This window comes from Exiguobacterium sp. RIT452 (genome assembly GCF_003598705.1).
GTDB classification, from domain to species: Bacteria; Bacillota; Bacilli; order Exiguobacteriales; family Exiguobacteriaceae; genus Exiguobacterium_A; species Exiguobacterium_A undae.
In genome coordinates this window covers 363,333-381,591 of the sequence record NZ_QXJB01000002.1, presented here as the reverse complement: position 1 = coordinate 381,591, position 18,259 = coordinate 363,333, and the positions used below count along the sequence as shown (strand labels likewise).

Annotated in this window: 18 protein-coding genes and 1 other annotated feature; of the genes, 16 read left to right on the top strand and 2 right to left on the bottom strand. The window is 45.6% G+C overall.

Annotation, left to right across the window (positions count from 1 at the left end):
* Positions 1-161 precede the first annotated feature (161 nt).
* The 13 genes from alaS (at position 162) to D3D03_RS07405 (ending at position 12,237) form a co-directional block, all read left to right on the top strand.
* Positions 162-2,804, top strand: a complete 2,643-nt coding sequence (gene alaS / locus D3D03_RS07465; protein ID WP_119923243.1) for an alanine--tRNA ligase — start codon at positions 162-164, stop codon at positions 2,802-2,804.
* A gap of 34 nt (positions 2,805-2,838) precedes the next feature.
* A complete protein-coding gene (locus D3D03_RS07460) occupies positions 2,839-3,108 on the top strand; it encodes an IreB family regulatory phosphoprotein (protein ID WP_026827846.1) in 270 nt (89 codons plus the stop codon).
* The gene (gene ruvX, locus D3D03_RS07455; protein ID WP_028105937.1) at positions 3,105-3,527 is read left to right on the top strand and encodes a Holliday junction resolvase RuvX; all 423 of its coding nucleotides are present in this window, start codon (positions 3,105-3,107) and stop codon (positions 3,525-3,527) included. Before D3D03_RS07460 ends, ruvX begins: the two co-directional genes overlap by 4 nt.
* Before the next feature lie 12 nt (positions 3,528-3,539).
* On the top strand, positions 3,540-3,827 hold the full coding sequence (locus tag D3D03_RS07450) for a DUF1292 domain-containing protein (RefSeq protein ID WP_012370940.1): 288 nt from the start codon (positions 3,540-3,542) through the stop codon (positions 3,825-3,827).
* Positions 3,811-4,107: a DUF1292 domain-containing protein gene (locus D3D03_RS07445; RefSeq protein WP_233550669.1), complete on the top strand. Its 297-nt coding sequence runs from the start codon at positions 3,811-3,813 to the stop codon at positions 4,105-4,107. Before D3D03_RS07450 ends, D3D03_RS07445 begins: the two co-directional genes overlap by 17 nt.
* 80 nt (positions 4,108-4,187) lie before the next feature.
* Positions 4,188-5,333, top strand: a complete 1,146-nt coding sequence (gene mltG / locus D3D03_RS07440) for an endolytic transglycosylase MltG (protein WP_026832460.1) — start codon at positions 4,188-4,190, stop codon at positions 5,331-5,333.
* Positions 5,334-5,407: 74 nt separating this feature from the next.
* A complete protein-coding gene (locus D3D03_RS07435; RefSeq protein WP_026832461.1) occupies positions 5,408-6,049 on the top strand; it encodes an O-methyltransferase in 642 nt (213 codons plus the stop codon).
* A 20-nt stretch (positions 6,050-6,069) separates the two neighbouring features.
* Positions 6,070-6,717, top strand: coding sequence for a uridine kinase (gene udk / locus D3D03_RS07430; protein WP_026832462.1), 648 nt, complete (start codon positions 6,070-6,072; stop codon positions 6,715-6,717).
* A 56-nt stretch (positions 6,718-6,773) separates the two neighbouring features.
* A complete protein-coding gene (gene greA / locus D3D03_RS07425) occupies positions 6,774-7,247 on the top strand; it encodes a transcription elongation factor GreA (RefSeq protein ID WP_028105939.1) in 474 nt (157 codons plus the stop codon).
* A gap of 53 nt (positions 7,248-7,300) precedes the next feature.
* Positions 7,301-8,014: a 5'-methylthioadenosine/S-adenosylhomocysteine nucleosidase gene (mtnN, locus tag D3D03_RS07420; protein WP_026832463.1), complete on the top strand. Its 714-nt coding sequence runs from the start codon at positions 7,301-7,303 to the stop codon at positions 8,012-8,014.
* A gap of 103 nt (positions 8,015-8,117) precedes the next feature.
* Positions 8,118-9,062, top strand: coding sequence for a beta-ketoacyl-ACP synthase III (locus tag D3D03_RS07415; RefSeq protein ID WP_119923242.1), 945 nt, complete (start codon positions 8,118-8,120; stop codon positions 9,060-9,062).
* Position 9,063: 1 nt separating this feature from the next.
* On the top strand, positions 9,064-10,302 hold the full coding sequence (fabF, locus tag D3D03_RS07410) for a beta-ketoacyl-ACP synthase II (RefSeq protein ID WP_026832465.1): 1,239 nt from the start codon (positions 9,064-9,066) through the stop codon (positions 10,300-10,302).
* A gap of 288 nt (positions 10,303-10,590) precedes the next feature.
* Positions 10,591-12,237 carry a peptide ABC transporter substrate-binding protein gene (locus tag D3D03_RS07405; RefSeq protein ID WP_026832466.1) on the top strand — a complete coding sequence of 549 codons (1,647 nt, stop codon included), beginning with the start codon at positions 10,591-10,593 and terminating at the stop codon, positions 12,235-12,237.
* Between the two features lie 110 nt (positions 12,238-12,347).
* On the opposite strand, the gene trpS is transcribed toward D3D03_RS07405, so the two are convergent.
* Together trpS and D3D03_RS07395 are read right to left on the bottom strand one after the other, a co-directional pair.
* On the bottom strand, positions 12,348-13,349 hold the full coding sequence (gene trpS, locus D3D03_RS07400; protein ID WP_026832467.1) for a tryptophan--tRNA ligase: 1,002 nt from the start codon (positions 13,347-13,349) through the stop codon (positions 12,348-12,350).
* A 58-nt stretch (positions 13,350-13,407) separates the two neighbouring features.
* Positions 13,408-13,612: a binding site (T-box leader), on the bottom strand.
* A 56-nt stretch (positions 13,613-13,668) separates the two neighbouring features.
* On the bottom strand, positions 13,669-14,049 hold the full coding sequence (locus D3D03_RS07395) for a DUF3899 domain-containing protein (RefSeq protein WP_026832468.1): 381 nt from the start codon (positions 14,047-14,049) through the stop codon (positions 13,669-13,671).
* 272 nt (positions 14,050-14,321) lie between these two features.
* Between D3D03_RS07395 and D3D03_RS07390 the strand changes: the two genes are divergently transcribed.
* The 3 genes from D3D03_RS07390 to opp3C all read left to right on the top strand — a co-directional run bounded on the left by D3D03_RS07390 (position 14,322) and on the right by opp3C (position 18,235).
* Positions 14,322-15,938 carry a peptide ABC transporter substrate-binding protein gene (locus tag D3D03_RS07390; RefSeq protein ID WP_026832469.1) on the top strand — a complete coding sequence of 539 codons (1,617 nt, stop codon included), beginning with the start codon at positions 14,322-14,324 and terminating at the stop codon, positions 15,936-15,938.
* Positions 15,939-16,271: 333 nt separating this feature from the next.
* Complete coding sequence (gene opp3b / locus D3D03_RS07385; protein WP_026832470.1) at positions 16,272-17,198, top strand: oligopeptide ABC transporter permease; 927 nt, start codon at positions 16,272-16,274, stop codon at positions 17,196-17,198.
* A complete protein-coding gene (gene opp3C / locus D3D03_RS07380; RefSeq protein WP_026832471.1) occupies positions 17,198-18,235 on the top strand; it encodes an oligopeptide ABC transporter permease in 1,038 nt (345 codons plus the stop codon). The genes opp3b and opp3C overlap by 1 nt, the downstream gene beginning before the upstream one ends.
* Positions 18,236-18,259 lie beyond the last annotated feature (24 nt).

Sequence of the window (18,259 nt, the reverse complement as noted above, 5' to 3'; positions counted from 1 at the left end):
TTGCGGGTAATCTCCGTTAACGGATTTTTCGAGGTAAAGATGCAGTCTGGTCTTTGCGAACGAGGGTGGTACCACGAAAGCGATGCTTTCGTCCCTTTTCAGGGATGAATGTATCGTTTTTTTTTGCGTTCCGGACAAATTAATTCATGGGGGTATTTTCGATGAAACCATTAAAACCGTTGACGGGTGCAGAAATCCGTCAGATGTATCTCGACTTTTTCCAATCCAAAGGGCATGCAATCGAACCGAGTGCATCGCTTGTACCGATTGAAGATCCAACATTACTGTGGATCAATTCAGGTGTTGCGACCTTAAAAAAATACTTTGATGGACGTGTCATTCCAGAAAACCCACGAATCGTCAATGCGCAAAAATCAATCCGGACGAATGATATCGAAAACGTCGGAAAAACAGCGCGACACCATACATTTTTCGAAATGCTCGGAAACTTCTCTGTCGGGGATTACTTCCGCGAAGACGCGATCAAATGGGGCTGGGAACTGTTGACGAGTGACGAGTGGTACGGACTCGATCCGGAACGTCTTTCGGTAACGATTCACCCGGAAGATGATGCGGCACGTCAGATTTGGCTCGAACTGGGTGTTCCGGCTGAACGCATCATTCCACTGGAAGACAACTTCTGGGAAATCGGTGAAGGTCCATCTGGTCCGAATACGGAAATCTTCTTTGATCGTGGACCGGCATTCGGTGACGATCCAAACGATTCCGAATTGTACCCGGGCGGTGAAAACGAGCGGTATCTCGAAATTTGGAATATCGTGTTCAGTCAATACAACCATGACGGAAACGGGAATTATACTGAACTGCCGCGGAAAAACATCGATACAGGAATGGGTCTCGAACGGATGGCAAGTGTCATGCAGGACGTGCCGACGAACTTCGACACGGACTTGTTCATGCCGATCATCCATAAAACAGAGGAACTCAGCGGCAAAACGTATCGTGAAGATTCAAAACTCGATGTCGCCTTCAAAGTCATTGCCGACCACATTCGGACGGTTGCCTTTGCAATCGGTGATGGTGCCTTGCCGTCAAACGAAGGACGCGGTTATGTCTTACGTCGCTTGCTTCGTCGCGCTGTTCGCTATGCGAAGATGCTCGGTATCGAACGTCCGTTCATGTACGAACTCGTTGATACAGTCGGAAACGTCATGGTGGACTTCTATCCACAAGTCCCGGAAAAGGCTGATTTCATCAAACGCGTCATTAAAAATGAAGAGGAACGGTTCCACGAAACGTTACATGACGGCTTGGCGATCTTGAATACCGTCGCGCAAACAGCGAAAAACAACGGGGAACAGATCATCAGTGGAGAAGATGCGTTCCGTCTGTATGACACATACGGTTTCCCACTCGAATTGACAGTCGAATATGCAGAAGATCATCAGATGTCTGTTGACGAAGAAGGATTCAAACGGGCAATGGACGAGCAACGTAAACGTGCCCGTGCTGCCCGTGAAGACGGCGGTTCGATGCAACAACAGTCGGAAGTATTGGCAACGTTGACAGTCCCAAGCCGATTCATCGGGTATACGGACCTTAAGACGGATGCAAAAATCGTTGCTTTGTTGCATGATGGAGAACGAGTAACGGAAGTCGCGGCGGGAGAAGAGGCACAAGTCATCCTCGACGTCACACCGTTTTATGCGGAAAGCGGCGGAGAAGTAGCCGATACGGGAACTATCGTCGGTACGGACTTCGTACTTGACGTCAAAGATGTTCAGAAGGCACCAAACGGTCAGAACCTGCATACGGTGATCGTCCGGACCGGAATCGTCTTGGCAGACGCAACCGTTCAGGCAGCAGTCGAAGAAACATCACGAAAAGCCATTACGAAAAACCATACGGCGACACACTTATTGCATAAGGCACTTAAGGACACGCTTGGCACACACGTCAACCAGGCCGGTTCACTTGTCTCGGCAGACCGTCTCCGCTTTGACTTCTCGCATTTCGGAGCAGTGACGGCAGAAGAATTGGTTCAAATTGAGCAAGATGTCAACCAAGCCATCTGGGCTTCGCTTGCTGTTGAAATCGAAGAGATGAACATTGCCGATGCGAAAGCAAAAGGTGCGATGGCGTTGTTCGGTGAAAAATACGGTGAAACGGTTCGTGTCGTCTCAGCAGGCACCTATTCAATCGAATTGTGCGGCGGAATCCATGTTCAAAACACGGCAGAAATCGGTCTCTTCAAGATTATCTCAGAGTCAGGCATCGGGGCTGGTACACGCCGGATCGAGGCAGTGACAGGTGCAGGTGCGTACCACGTCATGAACGGTCATCTGCAGACGCTCGAGCAGGCGGCACGCATCCTGAAAACAAAAACGACTGAAGTACCGGGACGCATCGAAGCGCTTCAAGTCCAACTCCGCGAGACGGAACGGGCAAACGAGTCGTTGCAAGCGAAGTTGTCAAACATCGAAGCGGCGTCACTCAAAGACGACGTGGAACAAATCAACGGTGTCCAAGTCCTCTCAAAACGTGTGGACGTTTCAGACATGGATGCACTGCGCGGCATGATGGACGAATTGAAGGGAAGCCTCGGTTCAGCAATCATCGTTCTCGGTAGTGCACAAGGCGACAAAGTCAACCTCGTCGCAAGTGTCTCGAAGGATTTGATTGAGCAAGGGTACCATGCTGGTAAACTGATCAAGGAAGTGGCAACACGCTGCGGCGGCGGTGGCGGCGGTCGTCCGGATATGGCACAGGCCGGCGGAAAAGATGCTACGAAATTGAACGAAGCACTTGCGTTTACTTCACATTACGTGCAATCACTGGCATAATAGAGAAGTAGTGTAAATGAAAGAGGTGACTAACGTGAGTCAGATGGATCAAACGATGAAATTTAATTTTCCAGAAGACGATAGTCAGGCGGCGACACGTGAAGTGTTGCTGACGGTCTACCATGCTTTAGAAGAAAAAGGCTATCATCCGATCAACCAGATCGTCGGATATCTTCTTTCCGGGGATCCTGCTTACATTCCTCGTCATAACGATGCACGTAATATGATCCGAAAGATTGAGCGTGACGAACTACTTGAAGAACTCGTGAAATCTTATTTATCGGAGAGTGGAGACAAAAAATGAAGCGTGCGATCGGACTCGATGTCGGCTCAAGGACGATAGGTGTTGCGGTGAGTGATTTGATGGGCTGGACAGCACAAGGAATCGAGACCATCAAATGGACGGAGCCGGAATATCCTGTCGCCTTTAAGCGGCTCGATACAATCATTAAGGAATACGGTGTCGAAATCATCGTCATCGGACATCCGAAAAACATGAACGGTTCGATAGGACCGCGGGCGGAAGCCAGTGAAGCGTTTGCGCGTGAAATCGAGACGCACACCGGTCTTTCGACCGTCCTTGTCGACGAACGGCTGACGACGATGCAGGCAGAACGAATGTTGATTGATGCAGATGTCAGTCGGAAAAAACGTAAACTCGTCATCGATAAGATGGCGGCAGTCATGATCCTGCAATCTTATTTGGATCGGGCAAATCGATAAGGAGGAAATGAGATGTCGGAAGAAAAACGGCAGTATCTCTTTCCTGATGAAGACGGTGGCGAACATCTTTTTGAAGAGTGGTACCGTTATGTCAGTGAACGGACTGGTAAAACCTATCTATTTCTTGAAATGATAGGACACCCCGAAGAGGGAGCAGATGATCTGATCATCTGTGAAATCGATGAATTTGGGGAAGGCGAAGACGATTTCGAGTTGAGCCTGATTGATGAAAACGATGAGCAGACTTGGGATGAACTCGAGGCTGCATTAAAGGAGCGGATGAATGATGCAACAGAATGAACCAACACATTACGTAATTCCCGACGGAGAAGGTAACGAATTTAAATTTGCGGAGCGTCTACGTTACGAAAGCCCACGTTCAAGCAAAACATACATTTTCCTTGAGCCAATCGGCACGGAATACGAAGAAGCAGAAGAAGTCGATATCTTCGTCTACGAATTAGAAGAATATGGCGACGGAGACGACGATTTCAATCTTGTTCCGATTGCAGAAGACGATACGGAAACATGGGATGAAATCGAAGAAGTCTTTAATACATTAGAAGACGAGCTTGACTAAACCGACTCGTGTATAAGGTGACGTCGTGAGAGCAATGCTCTTTCGATGTCACCTTGTTTTAAGAGAAGAAGGAGGAACCGATGGAGAATGAATGGAAGAAAAATGCTGAAATTGAAAAAAAGCGCCGCCGGACATCACGCCGGATTACGTTGATCATCCTTTCAGTATTGTTCACGATTTTCTTAGTAGCAGGAGCAGCCATTTACATCTTTTTAAAGAGTTCACTTGAGCCGGTCGATGAAGAGGCGACGAAGTCCGTCAAAGTCGAAATTCCGCTCGGGGCTGGAACAAGTACGATCTCAAGTATTCTCAAAGACAAAGATTTAATCGCCAATGAAACGATTTTCCGGTATTACGTCCGCTATAAGAATGAATCGTCATTCCAAGCCGGCACGTACACCTTGACGCAAGCGATGACGCCAGATGAGATCATCAACGAGTTAAAAACCGGAACGATCATGAAAGCCGCAGACGTCAAAGTGACGATTCCGGAAGGGATTACGATGGATCGTCAAATTGCAATCATTGCCAAAGCGACAGGATTCAAGGCCGAATCGATTCGAAAATCGTTGACCGATGAAGCGTACATCGACAGTTTGATTGAGAAGTATCCGATGTTAACGGATGAAGTGACGAAACAAGGTGTCCTTTATTCACTCGAAGGATACTTCTTCCCGGCGACGTATGAATTCGACAAAGGGAAAAGCATCAATCAAATTGCAGAAACGATGTTAGATGAGATGGAAAAGATTTATGATACGAATGCCGATGCTATCAAAAAATCGGGCATGACCTTCCATGAAGTCCTGAGTCTCGGTTCGATGGTCGAGCGGGAAGCCGCAACACCGGACGATCGTCGAGAAATCGCCGGCGTCTTTACGAATCGTCTCAACGATGGGATGAAACTCCAATCGGATCCAACGGTTTGGTATGGAACAGGAGAAAATACAGCACTGACGACATTAAAAGATTTAGAGAACAATTCGAAATACAATACGTATAAATACGAAGGTATTCCGATTGGTCCGATTTCGACAGTCAGCGAAGATTCAATTCTCTCCGTCCTCAACCCGAACAAGACGAAATATGTCTACTTCTTTGCACGACCACCAAGCGATAAAAATCCGCGCGGTCAAATTCTATACGAAGAAACGTATGAAGAACATCAGCGTAACGTCGTCAAGTATAAACCGGAATGGGTCGAATACGAAGCAAGTAAAGAGTAATGAACACCGGGTTGGTCGGAAACGGGATCTTCGTTTCTGGTCAACCTGTTTATGCGGAGAGGAAGTAGTTCCGAATGAATGATTTTACAACGTATGTTGAAGGAATGATTAAACAACGGGATCCGTTGTTGCAAGAGATGGAAGCATACGCCAAAGAACACCATATCCCGATCATCGAATTGACCGGTTCAGAAGTCTTGTTGTCGTTATTGACACTTCAACAGCCGAAACGGATTCTCGAGCTTGGGACCGCCATCGGATACAGTGCGATTCGGATGGCACGTGCCTTACCGGACGCCCGGATCACGACCGTTGAACGAAATGCCAAACGGTACGCAGAAGCCAAAATGTTCATTGAACGGTCGGATGTCGCGGATCGGATTGACATCGTTTTTGCCGATGCAGTAGAATTAGCCGAAACACTTGACCAGGAGTTTGATGCCGTATTCATTGACGCGGCCAAAGGACAGTATAAAAAATTCTTTAACGGTTATGGGCGATTGGTGCCAATAGGCGGCGTTTTATACACGGATAACCTGTTTTTGCATGGTGACGTCCTCGAGACGGATCCGAAGACCTTTGACCGGAGAAGACGGCGGCTTGTCCGTCTCGTCAAAGAGTTCACAGCGTGGATGATGGAGCAAGATCAATATGATACGACGATTTTCCCACTCGGTGACGGTGTATCCGTCAGTCGGAAAATCAAGTCGGAATGAATGATGGAGGTACGAATTCAATGCAAAAACCGGTTGTAATTGGCGTTGCTGGAGGAACAGGATCAGGTAAAACGACGGTCGCACGTTCACTTGTCGAGGCATTCCCTAGTGAATCCATCGTCATGATTGAACAGGACGCTTACTATAAGGACCAGCGCGAGCTGTCGATGGAAGAACGTTACCAAACGAACTATGATCACCCGTTTGCCTTTGATAATGATCTGCTGATTGAACATATCAAAACGTTACGCGAAAATCAGGCGGTCGAAAAACCGGTCTACGATTATGTCGCACATACACGAGCGGAAGAAACGATTAAACTCGATCCGCGTGACGTCATCATCGTCGAAGGAATTTTAGCGCTTGAAGATGAACGTTTACGGGAATTGATGGATATTAAAGTCTTCGTTGATACGGATGCCGATGTCCGAATCCTTCGCCGCATGCAACGTGATATCAACGAACGTGGACGTTCGATTGATTCCGTCGTCGAGCAGTACACAAAAGTGGTCCGCCCGATGCATTTGCAGTTTTGTGAACCAACGAAACGGTATGCCGACATCATCGTGCCGGAAGGTGGAGAAAATCACGTTGCCATCGATTTACTCGTCACGAAGATTCGTGCGATTCTTGATTACCGGTCGGCACTTGATGAAAGAGGATATTGATTCCAAAAAAGATGTGAATATACTATACTAGTGGAATAAAAAGGAGCGTGACAAAAATGGCAGAAAAACAGTATTATATGACGCTTGAAGGTAAAGCGAATGTTGAAAACGAATTAAACGAACTGAAGTCAGTCCGCCGAAAAGAAGTTGTTGAAAACATTAAGATTGCCCGTTCATTTGGTGACTTGTCGGAAAACGCGGAATATGATTCAGCGAAAGAAGAGCAAGCGATGGTCGAAGGCCGGATTGCTCAATTGGAAGAAATGTTACGGAACGTCGCCATCATCTCAGAAGATGAAAAAGACATTTCTGTCGTTGGAATCGGAACGACTGTCACTTTCTTGATTCTTGAAGATGATGAAGAAGAGACGTATACGATTGTCGGTAGTGCGGAAGCCGATCCGTTTACAGGCAAGATTTCGAACGAATCACCAATCGCGAAGAGCCTGTTTGGTCACAGCGTTGGAGAACAAGTTTCAGTGCAAGCGCCGGGTGGCGACTTTGCCGTGAAAATTACATCGATTAAATAATGAATGACAGCAGCCGGAGCAATCCGGTTTTCTGTTTGAATGGGGGAATTCGTGTGCCAATCGCGATTATTGGAGCCATGGAAGAAGAAGTCAACTTACTTCGCAATGAATTATCGGAACGAAAAGATACGGTGATTGCCAACTATCATTTTTATGAAGGATTACTCAACAGCGTGCCTGTTGTCATCCTGAAATCCGGCATCGGAAAAGTCAATGCAGCGATAGGGACAACACTGTTACTCGATCATTTTAAGCCGAGTGCGGTCATCAACACGGGATCGGCCGGCGGCTTTAAAGCCGGTCTGAAAGTCGGGGATGTCGTCGTCTCAACGGAAGTCCGTCATCATGACGTCGATGTGACGGCTTTTGGTTATGAGTACGGGCAAGTGCCGGGAATGCCTGCTGCCTACACGGCGGATTCGAAACTGGTTGCGACAGCGGAAGCAGTCATCGAACGGATGGACGCGATTCGTGTCGTTCATGGTCTGATTGTGACAGGAGATTCCTTCATCCATGATACGGAACGTTCGAACATCATCAAAACGAACTTCCCGGATGTTGCAGCAGTCGAGATGGAAGCGGCACCGATCGCTCAAGTCTGTCACCAATTTAACGTTCCTTTCGTCGTGACACGTTCGATTTCGGACAGCGCTGACGAAGAAGCTTCTTTATCATTTGATGAATTTTTGGAGATTGCTTCCATCAATTCTGCGAAGATGGTCATGGAAGTTGTCCGGACATTGGCGGATTCAGAAGAATCAGAATGACCCACAAGAAGGTCTCCTGGAAACAGGGCCTTCTTTTTTCTTTGACAAAAACCACTTAACGCTTTATATTAGTACCAGATACTAATTTTAAAGGAGCGTCCATATGAATATCGGAATTATAGGACTGGGGACATCGTTACCCGAACGTCGAATCACAAATGATGATTTAGCAACGACACTCGATACGAATGATGAATGGATTCGAACACGGACAGGCATTGCAGCAAGACGGATTGCGGATGATACAATCGATGTAACGGACTTAGCAACGGAAGCCGCTCAAAAAGCATTGGCAGATGCCAATCTGACGGCGGACGACATCGGTTTGATTGTCGTCGGAACAGCGACAGGACGTGCTTTTCCATCCACTGCCTGTACCGTTCAGGAACGGCTTGGAGCGTTGGGGGCAACCGCGTTTGATATCAGTGCCGCCTGCAGCGGTTTCATCTTTGCTCTTCAAACTGCCGCCAGCATGATGCCGGCGACTGCATCAAAGTATGCCCTCGTTATCGGGGCAGAAAAGATGTCAAGCATCGTCGACTGGTCAGACCGGTCGACAGCGATCCTGTTTGGTGACGGGGCCGGAGCCGTCGTACTTGGACCAACCGAACAACAAGGGCTGAATGCTTTTGAACTCGGAACAGATGGCCGGGGGGCACATTTATTATTTAAAGAACTGGATGGTCCGATTGAAATGAACGGACGGGAAGTCTTTAAATTTGCGGTCCGAAAGTTGCCGGATATCGTTGAAAAAGTGATTTTAAAAGCAGACGGGACACTAGCAGAACTTGATTTGCTGATTCCGCACCAAGCGAACTTACGCATCATCGAGGCAGCACGTGAACGGTTAGGGATTGAAGAAGAAAAAGTGATCGTGACGATTGACGAACATGCCAATACATCAGCAGCGTCGATTCCACTCGCACTCGAAGAAGCCCGGAGTCAAGGACGTCTTCAACCGGGGACGACTCTCGTACTGGCTGGATTTGGTGCTGGATTGACATGGGGAGCGGCTTATATTACTTGGACTAAAGGGGAGAACACATAAGATGATGAGAAAACGTGTAGTAGTGACAGGTATGGGCGCATTGACACCAATCGGAAATGACGTCGAGACGTTTTGGAATGCGTTAAAAGCAGGCGAAAACGGAATTCGTCCAATGGAACGGCTTGATATTGATGAATATCCGACCAAAGTGACGGGCGAATTACAGAACTTCGATGTGACGGAATTCATCGAAGCGAAGGAAGCACGGAAGATGGATCGTTTCGTCCATTATTCACTCGTTGCCAGCATGGAAGCAGTCAAGGATGCAGGACTTGATGTCAAAGCCAATGCCAACCGCATAGGCGTCTGGATCGGATCAGGAATCGGTGGAGTCGAGACAATCGAAAAACAGGCAAAAATCTATTTTGAGCGTGGTCACCGCCGCGTCAGCCCGTTCTTCATTCCGATGATGATTCCGAATATGGCGAGCGGTCAAGTCTCGATCTACACAGGAGCAAAAGGTCCTAACAACTGTTCCGTCACGGCATGTGCTTCCGGGACAAACGCGATTGGTGAAGCATTACGTGTCATCGAACGTGGTGACGCGGACGTGATGATTGCCGGTGGTGCAGAGGCCCCAATCACAAACTTGGCGTTTGCCGGTTTTTGTGCAAACAAAGCGATGTCGACGAACCATGATCCAAATACGGCAAGCCGTCCCTTCGACGAAGGACGTGACGGATTCGTCATGGGAGAAGGTGCGGGAATCTTGGTTCTGGAAGAATATGAACATGCGATTGCTCGTGGTGCAACGATTTATGCTGAAGTCAGCGGATATGGTCTGACGGCAGATGCCTACCATATCACGGCACCGGATCCAGATGGTGACGGAGGAGCGCGCGCAATGGCGATGGCAATTCAAGATGCCGGAATCGATCCGGTTGCGGTCCAATACATCAATGCCCATGGAACGAGTACACCGATGAATGATGTTCTTGAAACAAAAGCCATTCATACCGTGTTCGGGGAACATGCTCAAAAATTAGCGATTAACTCGACAAAATCGATGATTGGTCACTTGTTGGGAGCTGCCGGTGGCGTCGAAGCAATCGCAGCCATCAAGTCGCTTCAAGAGCAAACCGTCCATCCGACGATTCATCTGGAGCAGCCGAGCGAAGGGTGCGATCTCGATTACGTTCGTGAAGGCAGCCGGGCATGGGAACTCGAATATGCTCTCAGCAATTCACTCGGATTTGGTGGTCATAACGCCTCACTGGTCTTTAAACGTTATCAGGCGTAATACCTATAAAAAGCGATTCAGCGGTTCATTTGACCGTTTGAATCGCTTTTTTATTTAAAAAAAAATATTGAAATCTTAAAATAAAATAGAAAAAAACAAGAAATAAATTAAAATCAGTTGTCTTTTTGAAAAAATATTTAGAAAAATCGGATAAAAGGTTTGCAAAATTATCAGAACATTGTAAACTATTTGTAACGAAGGGTTTTGGACGAATAGAAATAACGTTTTTTTTTTCGCTCAAAAACCTTAGATTACTAGCTTTGGAAATTTTAGGGGGGTCATCGTATCATGAAAAAGAAAAGTTTTGCACTCGCTACGTCTGTAGCGCTCGTATCAAGCGCATTCCTCGCAGCTTGTTCGACGACTGATTCAAATGACACATCATCGGGCGATAACAGTTCGGACAAAAAATCAAGTGAGCAAACGCTAAACCTGATTGAGAGCGCTGATATTCCAACGCTTAATCCGACTACTTCAACAGACGCGGTTTCATTCAACGTCTTGAACAACACGATGGAAGGTCTTTACCGTTTAGATGACAAGCAACAACCGACTCCGGGTATTGCTGAAAGTCACACAGTTTCGGACGACAAGTTGACGTACACGTTCAAATTACGTGATGCGAAATGGTCAGACGGTACAGCAATCACGGCAAAAGACTTCGAATATGCTTGGAAAGAAGTTCTGAACCCGGACAACGCTTCTCAGTATGCATATGTCTTCTATAACATCGAAGGCGCTGAAGAATATAACACGAAAAAAGGCGAGCGTGATGCGGTCGGCGTCAAAGCTGTCGACGACAAGACATTCGAAGTTAAATTAAAAGCACCTGCTGACTACTTCCTCGGATTAACTGGATTCGGACCATTCATGCCGAAGTCGGAAGAACTATCGAAGAAAATCGGTAAGGACTTCGGATCAGCTGCTGATAAAGCACTTTACAACGGACCATTCAAGTTATCAGAGTGGACACGTGAACAAGGCTGGAAAATGGTCAAGAACGATAACTACTGGGATAAAGACAGCGTGAAGCTGAACACAATCAACGTAAAAGTCGTTAAAGAAACGGCTACAGGCGTTAACCTTTACGAAAAAGGAGATATCGATCGTACCGGTCTCTCTTCCGAGTTCGTTGCCCAGTTCCAAGATAACGAAGAGTTCAAAACTAAAGGGGAGTCAACAATCTTCTACCTTTACTTGAACACGAAAGTCAAAGCGTTGAACAATGAAAAAATCCGTCGTGCGATCGACATGGGTTACAATAAAAAAGGAATCACAGACGTCATCTTGGCGAACGGTTCGATTCCAGCGAACTTCCTAGTACCAAAAGATTTCGCGAAGGATGAAGACGGAAAAGACTTCCGTGAAAAGTACCCGACATTCAACGAGTACAATGCAGACGAAGCGAAAAAACTTTGGGAAGAGGGCTTAAAAGAAATCGGTCAAGACTCGGTTGAACTTGAGCTTCTGAACTATGACAGTGATGATGCGAAGAAAATCGGTGAGTTCTTGAAAGGTGAGCTTGAGAAGAACCTTCCAGGCATGAAAGTCACTATCAAGCAACAACCGTTCAAAAACAAACTGGATCTCGAAAACAAAGGCGACTTTGAGTTCTCATTCGCCGGCTGGGGTCCTGACTACCAAGATCCAATGACGTTCCTCGATCTCTTCTTGACTGACGGACCATACAACCGTGGTAAGTGGTCAGATAAAGAGTACGATAAACTCATCAACGATGCGAAGACACAAACGGATGCTACAAAACGTTGGTCAGAGCTTCAAGAAGCAGAGAAAATCCTTCTTGATTCTGCAGCGATTTCACCTGTTTATCAGCGTGGACGTGCATTCATCGTTAAACCATACGTTAAAGGAGTTGTCGAACATAACTTCGGCGCAGACTTCTCGTACAAATGGACTTCAATCGAAGGTAAATAAGTATCAAAAGCGTTCCCATAACCGGGAACGCTTTTTTATTGTATAATTCAAAACCCCTCTCTTCTTGAAAAGCAAGAAGAAAGGGGCGAATCGTCGAAAAACAGATAAATTTATTTTTTTACTTTGGCGCGTTTACGTTGAAGACCCATCGCTTTTTCCACTTTCGCCAGTTTTCGTGAAGCGACCAAATCCGCTTTATCACGACCTTGATCTAAAATCAGATCAAGTTCTTCAGAATCAATCAAGTCATGGTAGCGTTTTTGGATCGGCTCCAGCTCAGCGATGATGACTTCAGCGACATCTGCTTTGAAGACACCATAATTTTGACCGGCATACTTCGCTTCCAGTTCTTTAATCGAAAGATCCGCCAGTAAAGAGTAGATTTCGAGTAAGTTAGACACACCCGGTTTGTTTTCGCGATCAAATCGTACGACACCTTCCGAGTCGGTTACGGCTGATTTGATTTTTTTGCGGATGACATCCGGTGCATCGAGCATCGAGATATATCCTTTTGGATTCGTATCAGTTTTTGACATCTTTTTCTCAGGAGTCGTTAAGCTCATGATTCGCGCACCGGTCTCTGCGATAACGGGTTCCGGCATTTTGAACGTCTCGTAATAACGGCTGTTAAAACGTTGCGCCAAATCCCGCGTCAATTCGATATGTTGTTTTTGGTCGTCACCGACCGGAACAAGTTCTGCGTCATATAAAAGAATATCCGCGGCCATCAATGTCGGATAAACGAATAATCCAGCGCCAATCCGGTCTTTTCCTTGTGACTTGTCCTTGTATTGTGTCATCCGTTCCAGTTCGCCCATACCTGAGAGACAAGTTAGCATCCAGCCCAGTTGCGCATGTGCTTTCACTTCGGATTGGACAAAAATCGTTGCTTTCTCCGGATCGAGTCCACTCGCGATGTACAGAGCGGCAAGGGCCCGTGTGTTGTTCATTAATTCGACCCGGTCGATTTCAACCGTGATGGAGTGCAGATCGACGATGCAGTAATACGCATCATGTTCGTCTTGTAAGTTAACAAAATGTTTCATGGCTCCAATGTAATTTCCGAGTGTCACCGTCCCGGTCGGCTTAATGCCTGAGAAAATTGTTTTCATGTGAACCCCTCCAAAAAATAAAATAAAATAAAAAAAGATGACTCGTCCCTTGAATTATTCAAGGGACGAGTCATCGCGTTGCCACCCAAGTTGCTAGAAAACTAGCCGCTCAATTGCTGTAACGGGCAGACCCGTCTGATTCTATCTAAGTTCGAATCAGCCACTCCGAAGTCCATTCGATCTGCACCAACTGTCCATTTCCACCAGCCATGGACTCTCTGTAAGTGGTTAGCAGACGTACTACTCTTCTTCACTGTGTTCTCGTATATCGTTATTCCTACTTTACCATAGGTGGATTCAAGACGTCATCTAAATTCGGTCAGATGAAAGAGATCAGTAACGAGACGACGATACAAAGGAAGCCGCTCGAGAGATAGGGGAGCGTCCGGTTTGAGGCACGTTTTTGCTTCGCTTCCAGAATTTCGTTTTCCTCGTCCTCATCTTCATAGTAATCTCCATCCACTTCCCGTAATTTTGCTTCCCGTTGTTTTTTGAAACCGACTGTGATGCCTTTGAAAAAACCATTGGCTGACATGTTAGAGAAAAAACCAATTGCAAGCAGCAGAAAACCGGCAATGAATAAGCCTCCTGACAAGTGATAGAGAAACGAATGCGTAGCATCCGTGACGACTGCCCAAGTCGTATATACCACTGTTAAGATTAAGGCGATCAGTAAAGGACGTACTACTTTATTTGACATGATAAAACCTCCTGAACCAAGATGATACTTTTATTATACGCAAAGGCACTATTTGTTACGACTCTGAAAGATTCACAGTCTATAAAATAGCAAATAGTGTGACTATTCACTTGACGTTATTGTTATTCTCACATAAAATCAATTTATCACTTCGTTTAAGTTTTTGAAACTAGGTCAATGCGTTTTGGGGAACGTAATTTTAGTTTCGACGAGATGTCTAAAAATCGCTCACATATGGCGGTTTTGAAAATGGAAAAGGAGATGACTCACCGATGAATAAAAAAACAGTCGGTCTCGCGTTATCAGTTATGCTTGCAGGAAGTGTTGTACTTGCAGGTTGTTCAACAACAGGTGACGGAGATAAAGATGCAGGTTCTTCTGAAGGCAAAAAAGTATTACGTTTGACGGATACGTCGGATATTACGACAGTTGATCCGGCACAAGCAACGGATGCAGTCGCATTCAACATGATCGGCAACACGATGGAAGGACTCTACCGATTAGACAAAGACGGTAAAGCGATTCCAGCACTTGCAGAAAAAACAGATATCTCAAGTGACAATCTCACATACACGTTTACACTCCGTGACTCAAAATGGTCAGACGGTACACCGGTTAAGGCACAAGATTTTGAATTTGCTTGGAAACGTGCCGTTGATCCAAAAACAGCGTCAGGGTATGCATATATCTTTGACACACTCAAAAACGGGTCAGACGTTTCGCAAGGTAAAAAACCTGTTGATGACTTAGGTGTCAAAGCGATTGACGATAAGACACTCGAAGTAAAACTCGAGCGTCCGGCGCCGTACTTCCTTTCACTCACATCGTTTGGAACATACACACCGATCAGTGAAGATTTCTACAACAAAAACAAAAAGGATTTCTCACTTCAACCGGATAAGCTGCTTTACAATGGTCCTTTCGTTTGGACATCTTGGAAAACGGATTCAAAACGTGTTCTGACGAAAAACGAAAACTACTGGGATAAAGATGCCGTAAAACTGGATGAAGTCTCAATCCGTGTCGTTAAAGATACATCAACGGTTGCCAATCTCTATGATACAGACGAAATTGATTATGCAGGACTCACTTCAGAGCAAGTTGCGACTTACGAGTCAAAACCTGAGTTCAAAACTGCTCTTCGTTCTTCAATCGCCTACTTGAAATTTAACAATGAAGATGCGGCTATGAAGAATGCGGATGCACGTAAAGCAATTGCGCGTGCCATCGATCCAAAAGGAATCACGGATACGTTACTTGCGAACGGATCGATTCCGACAACAAGCTTCATTCCAAAAGATTTTATCAAAGATGATGCTGGTAAAGACTACACAAGCGACATCAACTGGTTTGACCGTGATGCAAAAGAAGCGGCTGATCTTTGGAAAAAAGCAAACGGCGATAAGAAAACAACGATTGAACTCTTATCATTTGATAGCGAAGATGCGAAAAAAATCAGTGAATACATGAAAGGACAAATTGAGAAAAACCTTCCAAACGTCACTGTATCGATCAAACAACAACCGTTCAAAAACAAGCTTGATTTAGAAGCGAAAGGCGATTATCAAATGTCTTACGCGCTTTGGGGTCCGGATTATCAAGATCCAATGTCAAACTTGTCGATCTTTGAATCAACAAACAGTCAAAACGACGTCAAATACAAATCGTCTGCGTATGATAAATTGTTGAATGCTGCAAACGAAGAATCAGACGTAGCAAAACGTCTTGATCTCTTTAAACAAGCTGAATCACAATTGATTGAAAAAGATCAAGCCATCGCACCGATCTATCAAGCAGGTGCTGCTTACTTGAGCCGTCCATCAGTCAAAGACTTTAACCGCCAAGTATTCGGTGCTGACTTCCAGTACAAATACGTTGATGTGAAGTAATTGAAAAACGGAGCGTCCTTGAAACTTATTCAAGGAACGCTCCTGTTTTATACGTCTTTTTCTGAACGGTAACTCATTTTCAGTAAAATGTGAACTTTTTGTAAAAAAGATGTTCTAATTACTTTGTTAGCAAAGTATAATGGAATCAAACGAAAAATTCTGAAATATTGGTTAACTGTGAAAAAACAGCGGCCAGGGGGGCGTCAATCAGTCCAAAATAAAAAGAATTTAAATTTTTATGACAAAATTCTTGAATGTTCCGACAATTTTGGGTCATACTGATTTTATTGATGTTTCGAAAAAAACAGAAAATCTTTATAGGGGGTGCCATCTATGGGCCGTTATTTAGCTCAACGCCTTGTTTACGGCGTACTGACGTTTTTACTCATCGCTTCGTTCACTTTCTTCCTAATGGACCTGTTACCAGGTTCACCGTTCCAAAACCAGGAGAAACTTTCTCCTGCACAGTTGGATATCCTTCGGGATAAGTACAACTTGAATGATCCGCTTCCACAACGTTATGCGGCTTATATGGTCAACTTGTTCCAAGGTGATCTCGGAGTATCATTTAAATATGATAGTCGTCCAGTCACAGACTTAATCATGGAGCGAATCGGACCTTCGGCTCAATTAGGTGTTCAGGCTCTGATTCTGGGAGTATTTTTAGGACTCGTGTTAGGTGTTGTTGCGGCACTTCGTCACAACACAGCAATCGATTACAGCGCAATGTTCATTTCAGTACTCGGAATTTCCGTGCCATCATTCGTATTTGCGTCACTTCTTCAATACTATGTTGGGGTGAAATGGGGCGTGTTGCCAGTTGCTTTCTGGGAAAGTCCAGCGCATACGATTTTACCGACGATTTCCTTATCGCTTGGTGTAACGGCATCGATAGCCCGATTCGTTCGAACTGAGATGCTTGAGGTTACAGGTCAGGATTATGTGACACTTGCTAAGGCAAAAGGCCTAGACGGTCAAGCAATCACGTGGAAACACATGGTGCGTAACGCTTTGATCCCGGCAATCACGATTCTTGGACCGATGACAGCAGCGTTGATCACAGGAACGCTTGTTATCGAAAGAATTTTCTCTGTACCAGGTCTTGGCGAATTGTTCGTTTCGTCGATCACACAAAATGACTATACAGTTATCATGGGAACAACACTCTTCTTCTCAGCAGTGTTCATCTTGATGATTTTGATCGTCGACTTACTTTACGGAGTCGTTGATCCACGGATTCGTTTGGGGGGTAACAAATAATGGCAGAGCAAAATTCAAACGCAAAAGCAAAAACAGAGCAGTTCGACTCGTCGTTGTTCCAACCTGTTGAATTTAATGAACAAGCGGGAGAGCGGATTGCCGGAAAAAGTTTAAACTTCTGGCAAGATGCTTGGACACGCCTTCGGAAAAACAAAGCGGCAATCTTGTCGCTAGCGGTCATTTTAATCATCGCACTTTTGTCGCTTATCGGACCAAGTTTATCTGGTAATGATGCTTATACCCAAACGATTACACAAGCTAAACTTCCACCAAAAGTATCAGGCCTCGAATGGGCTGGTTTTGATGGAATGGCAACGCTTGGTGAAAAGCCGATCGATTTTTATGAAACAAAGCAAGTAGAAGAAAACTTCTGGTTTGGTACCGATCACCTGGGTCGTGACTTATGGTCACGTGTCTGGGAAGGAACACGCGTTTCACTCTTCATCGGGTTGATGGCAGCAATCATTGACGTTATCGTCGGTGTCACATACGGTGGGGTTTCAGCTTATTACGGTGGACGTGTCGACAACATCATGCAACGGATTGCAGAAATTCTGACAGGTATTCCAAACTTGATCTTGATCATTCTCTTTATCTTGATTCTGGAACCGGGGATTATAACCATTATCCTCGCGATGACCATCACCGGCTGGATCGGGATGAGTCGACTTGTTCGGGGACAAATCCTGAAACTTAAGAACCAAGAGTTCGTTCTCGCAGCGCGTACACTTGGGGCTTCTAGCGCACGTTTAATCTTCAAACACTTGATTCCAAATACACTTGGGACAATCATCATCTCGCTTATGTTTACGATTCCTAGTGCGATTTTCTTCGAAGCCTTCCTAAGCTTCATTGGACTTGGTCTCGCACCACCACAACCGTCACTTGGTACACTGATCAATGAAGGGTATAAAGAATTAAAAACATTCCCTTACTTGCTCGTCGTGCCGTCTACGGTCATCGTACTCCTAATGATCAGCTTTAACATGCTGGCAGACGGACTACGCGATGCGTTTGATCCACGTCTACGTCGCTAACGGAAATAAGAGAGGAGTTCATCC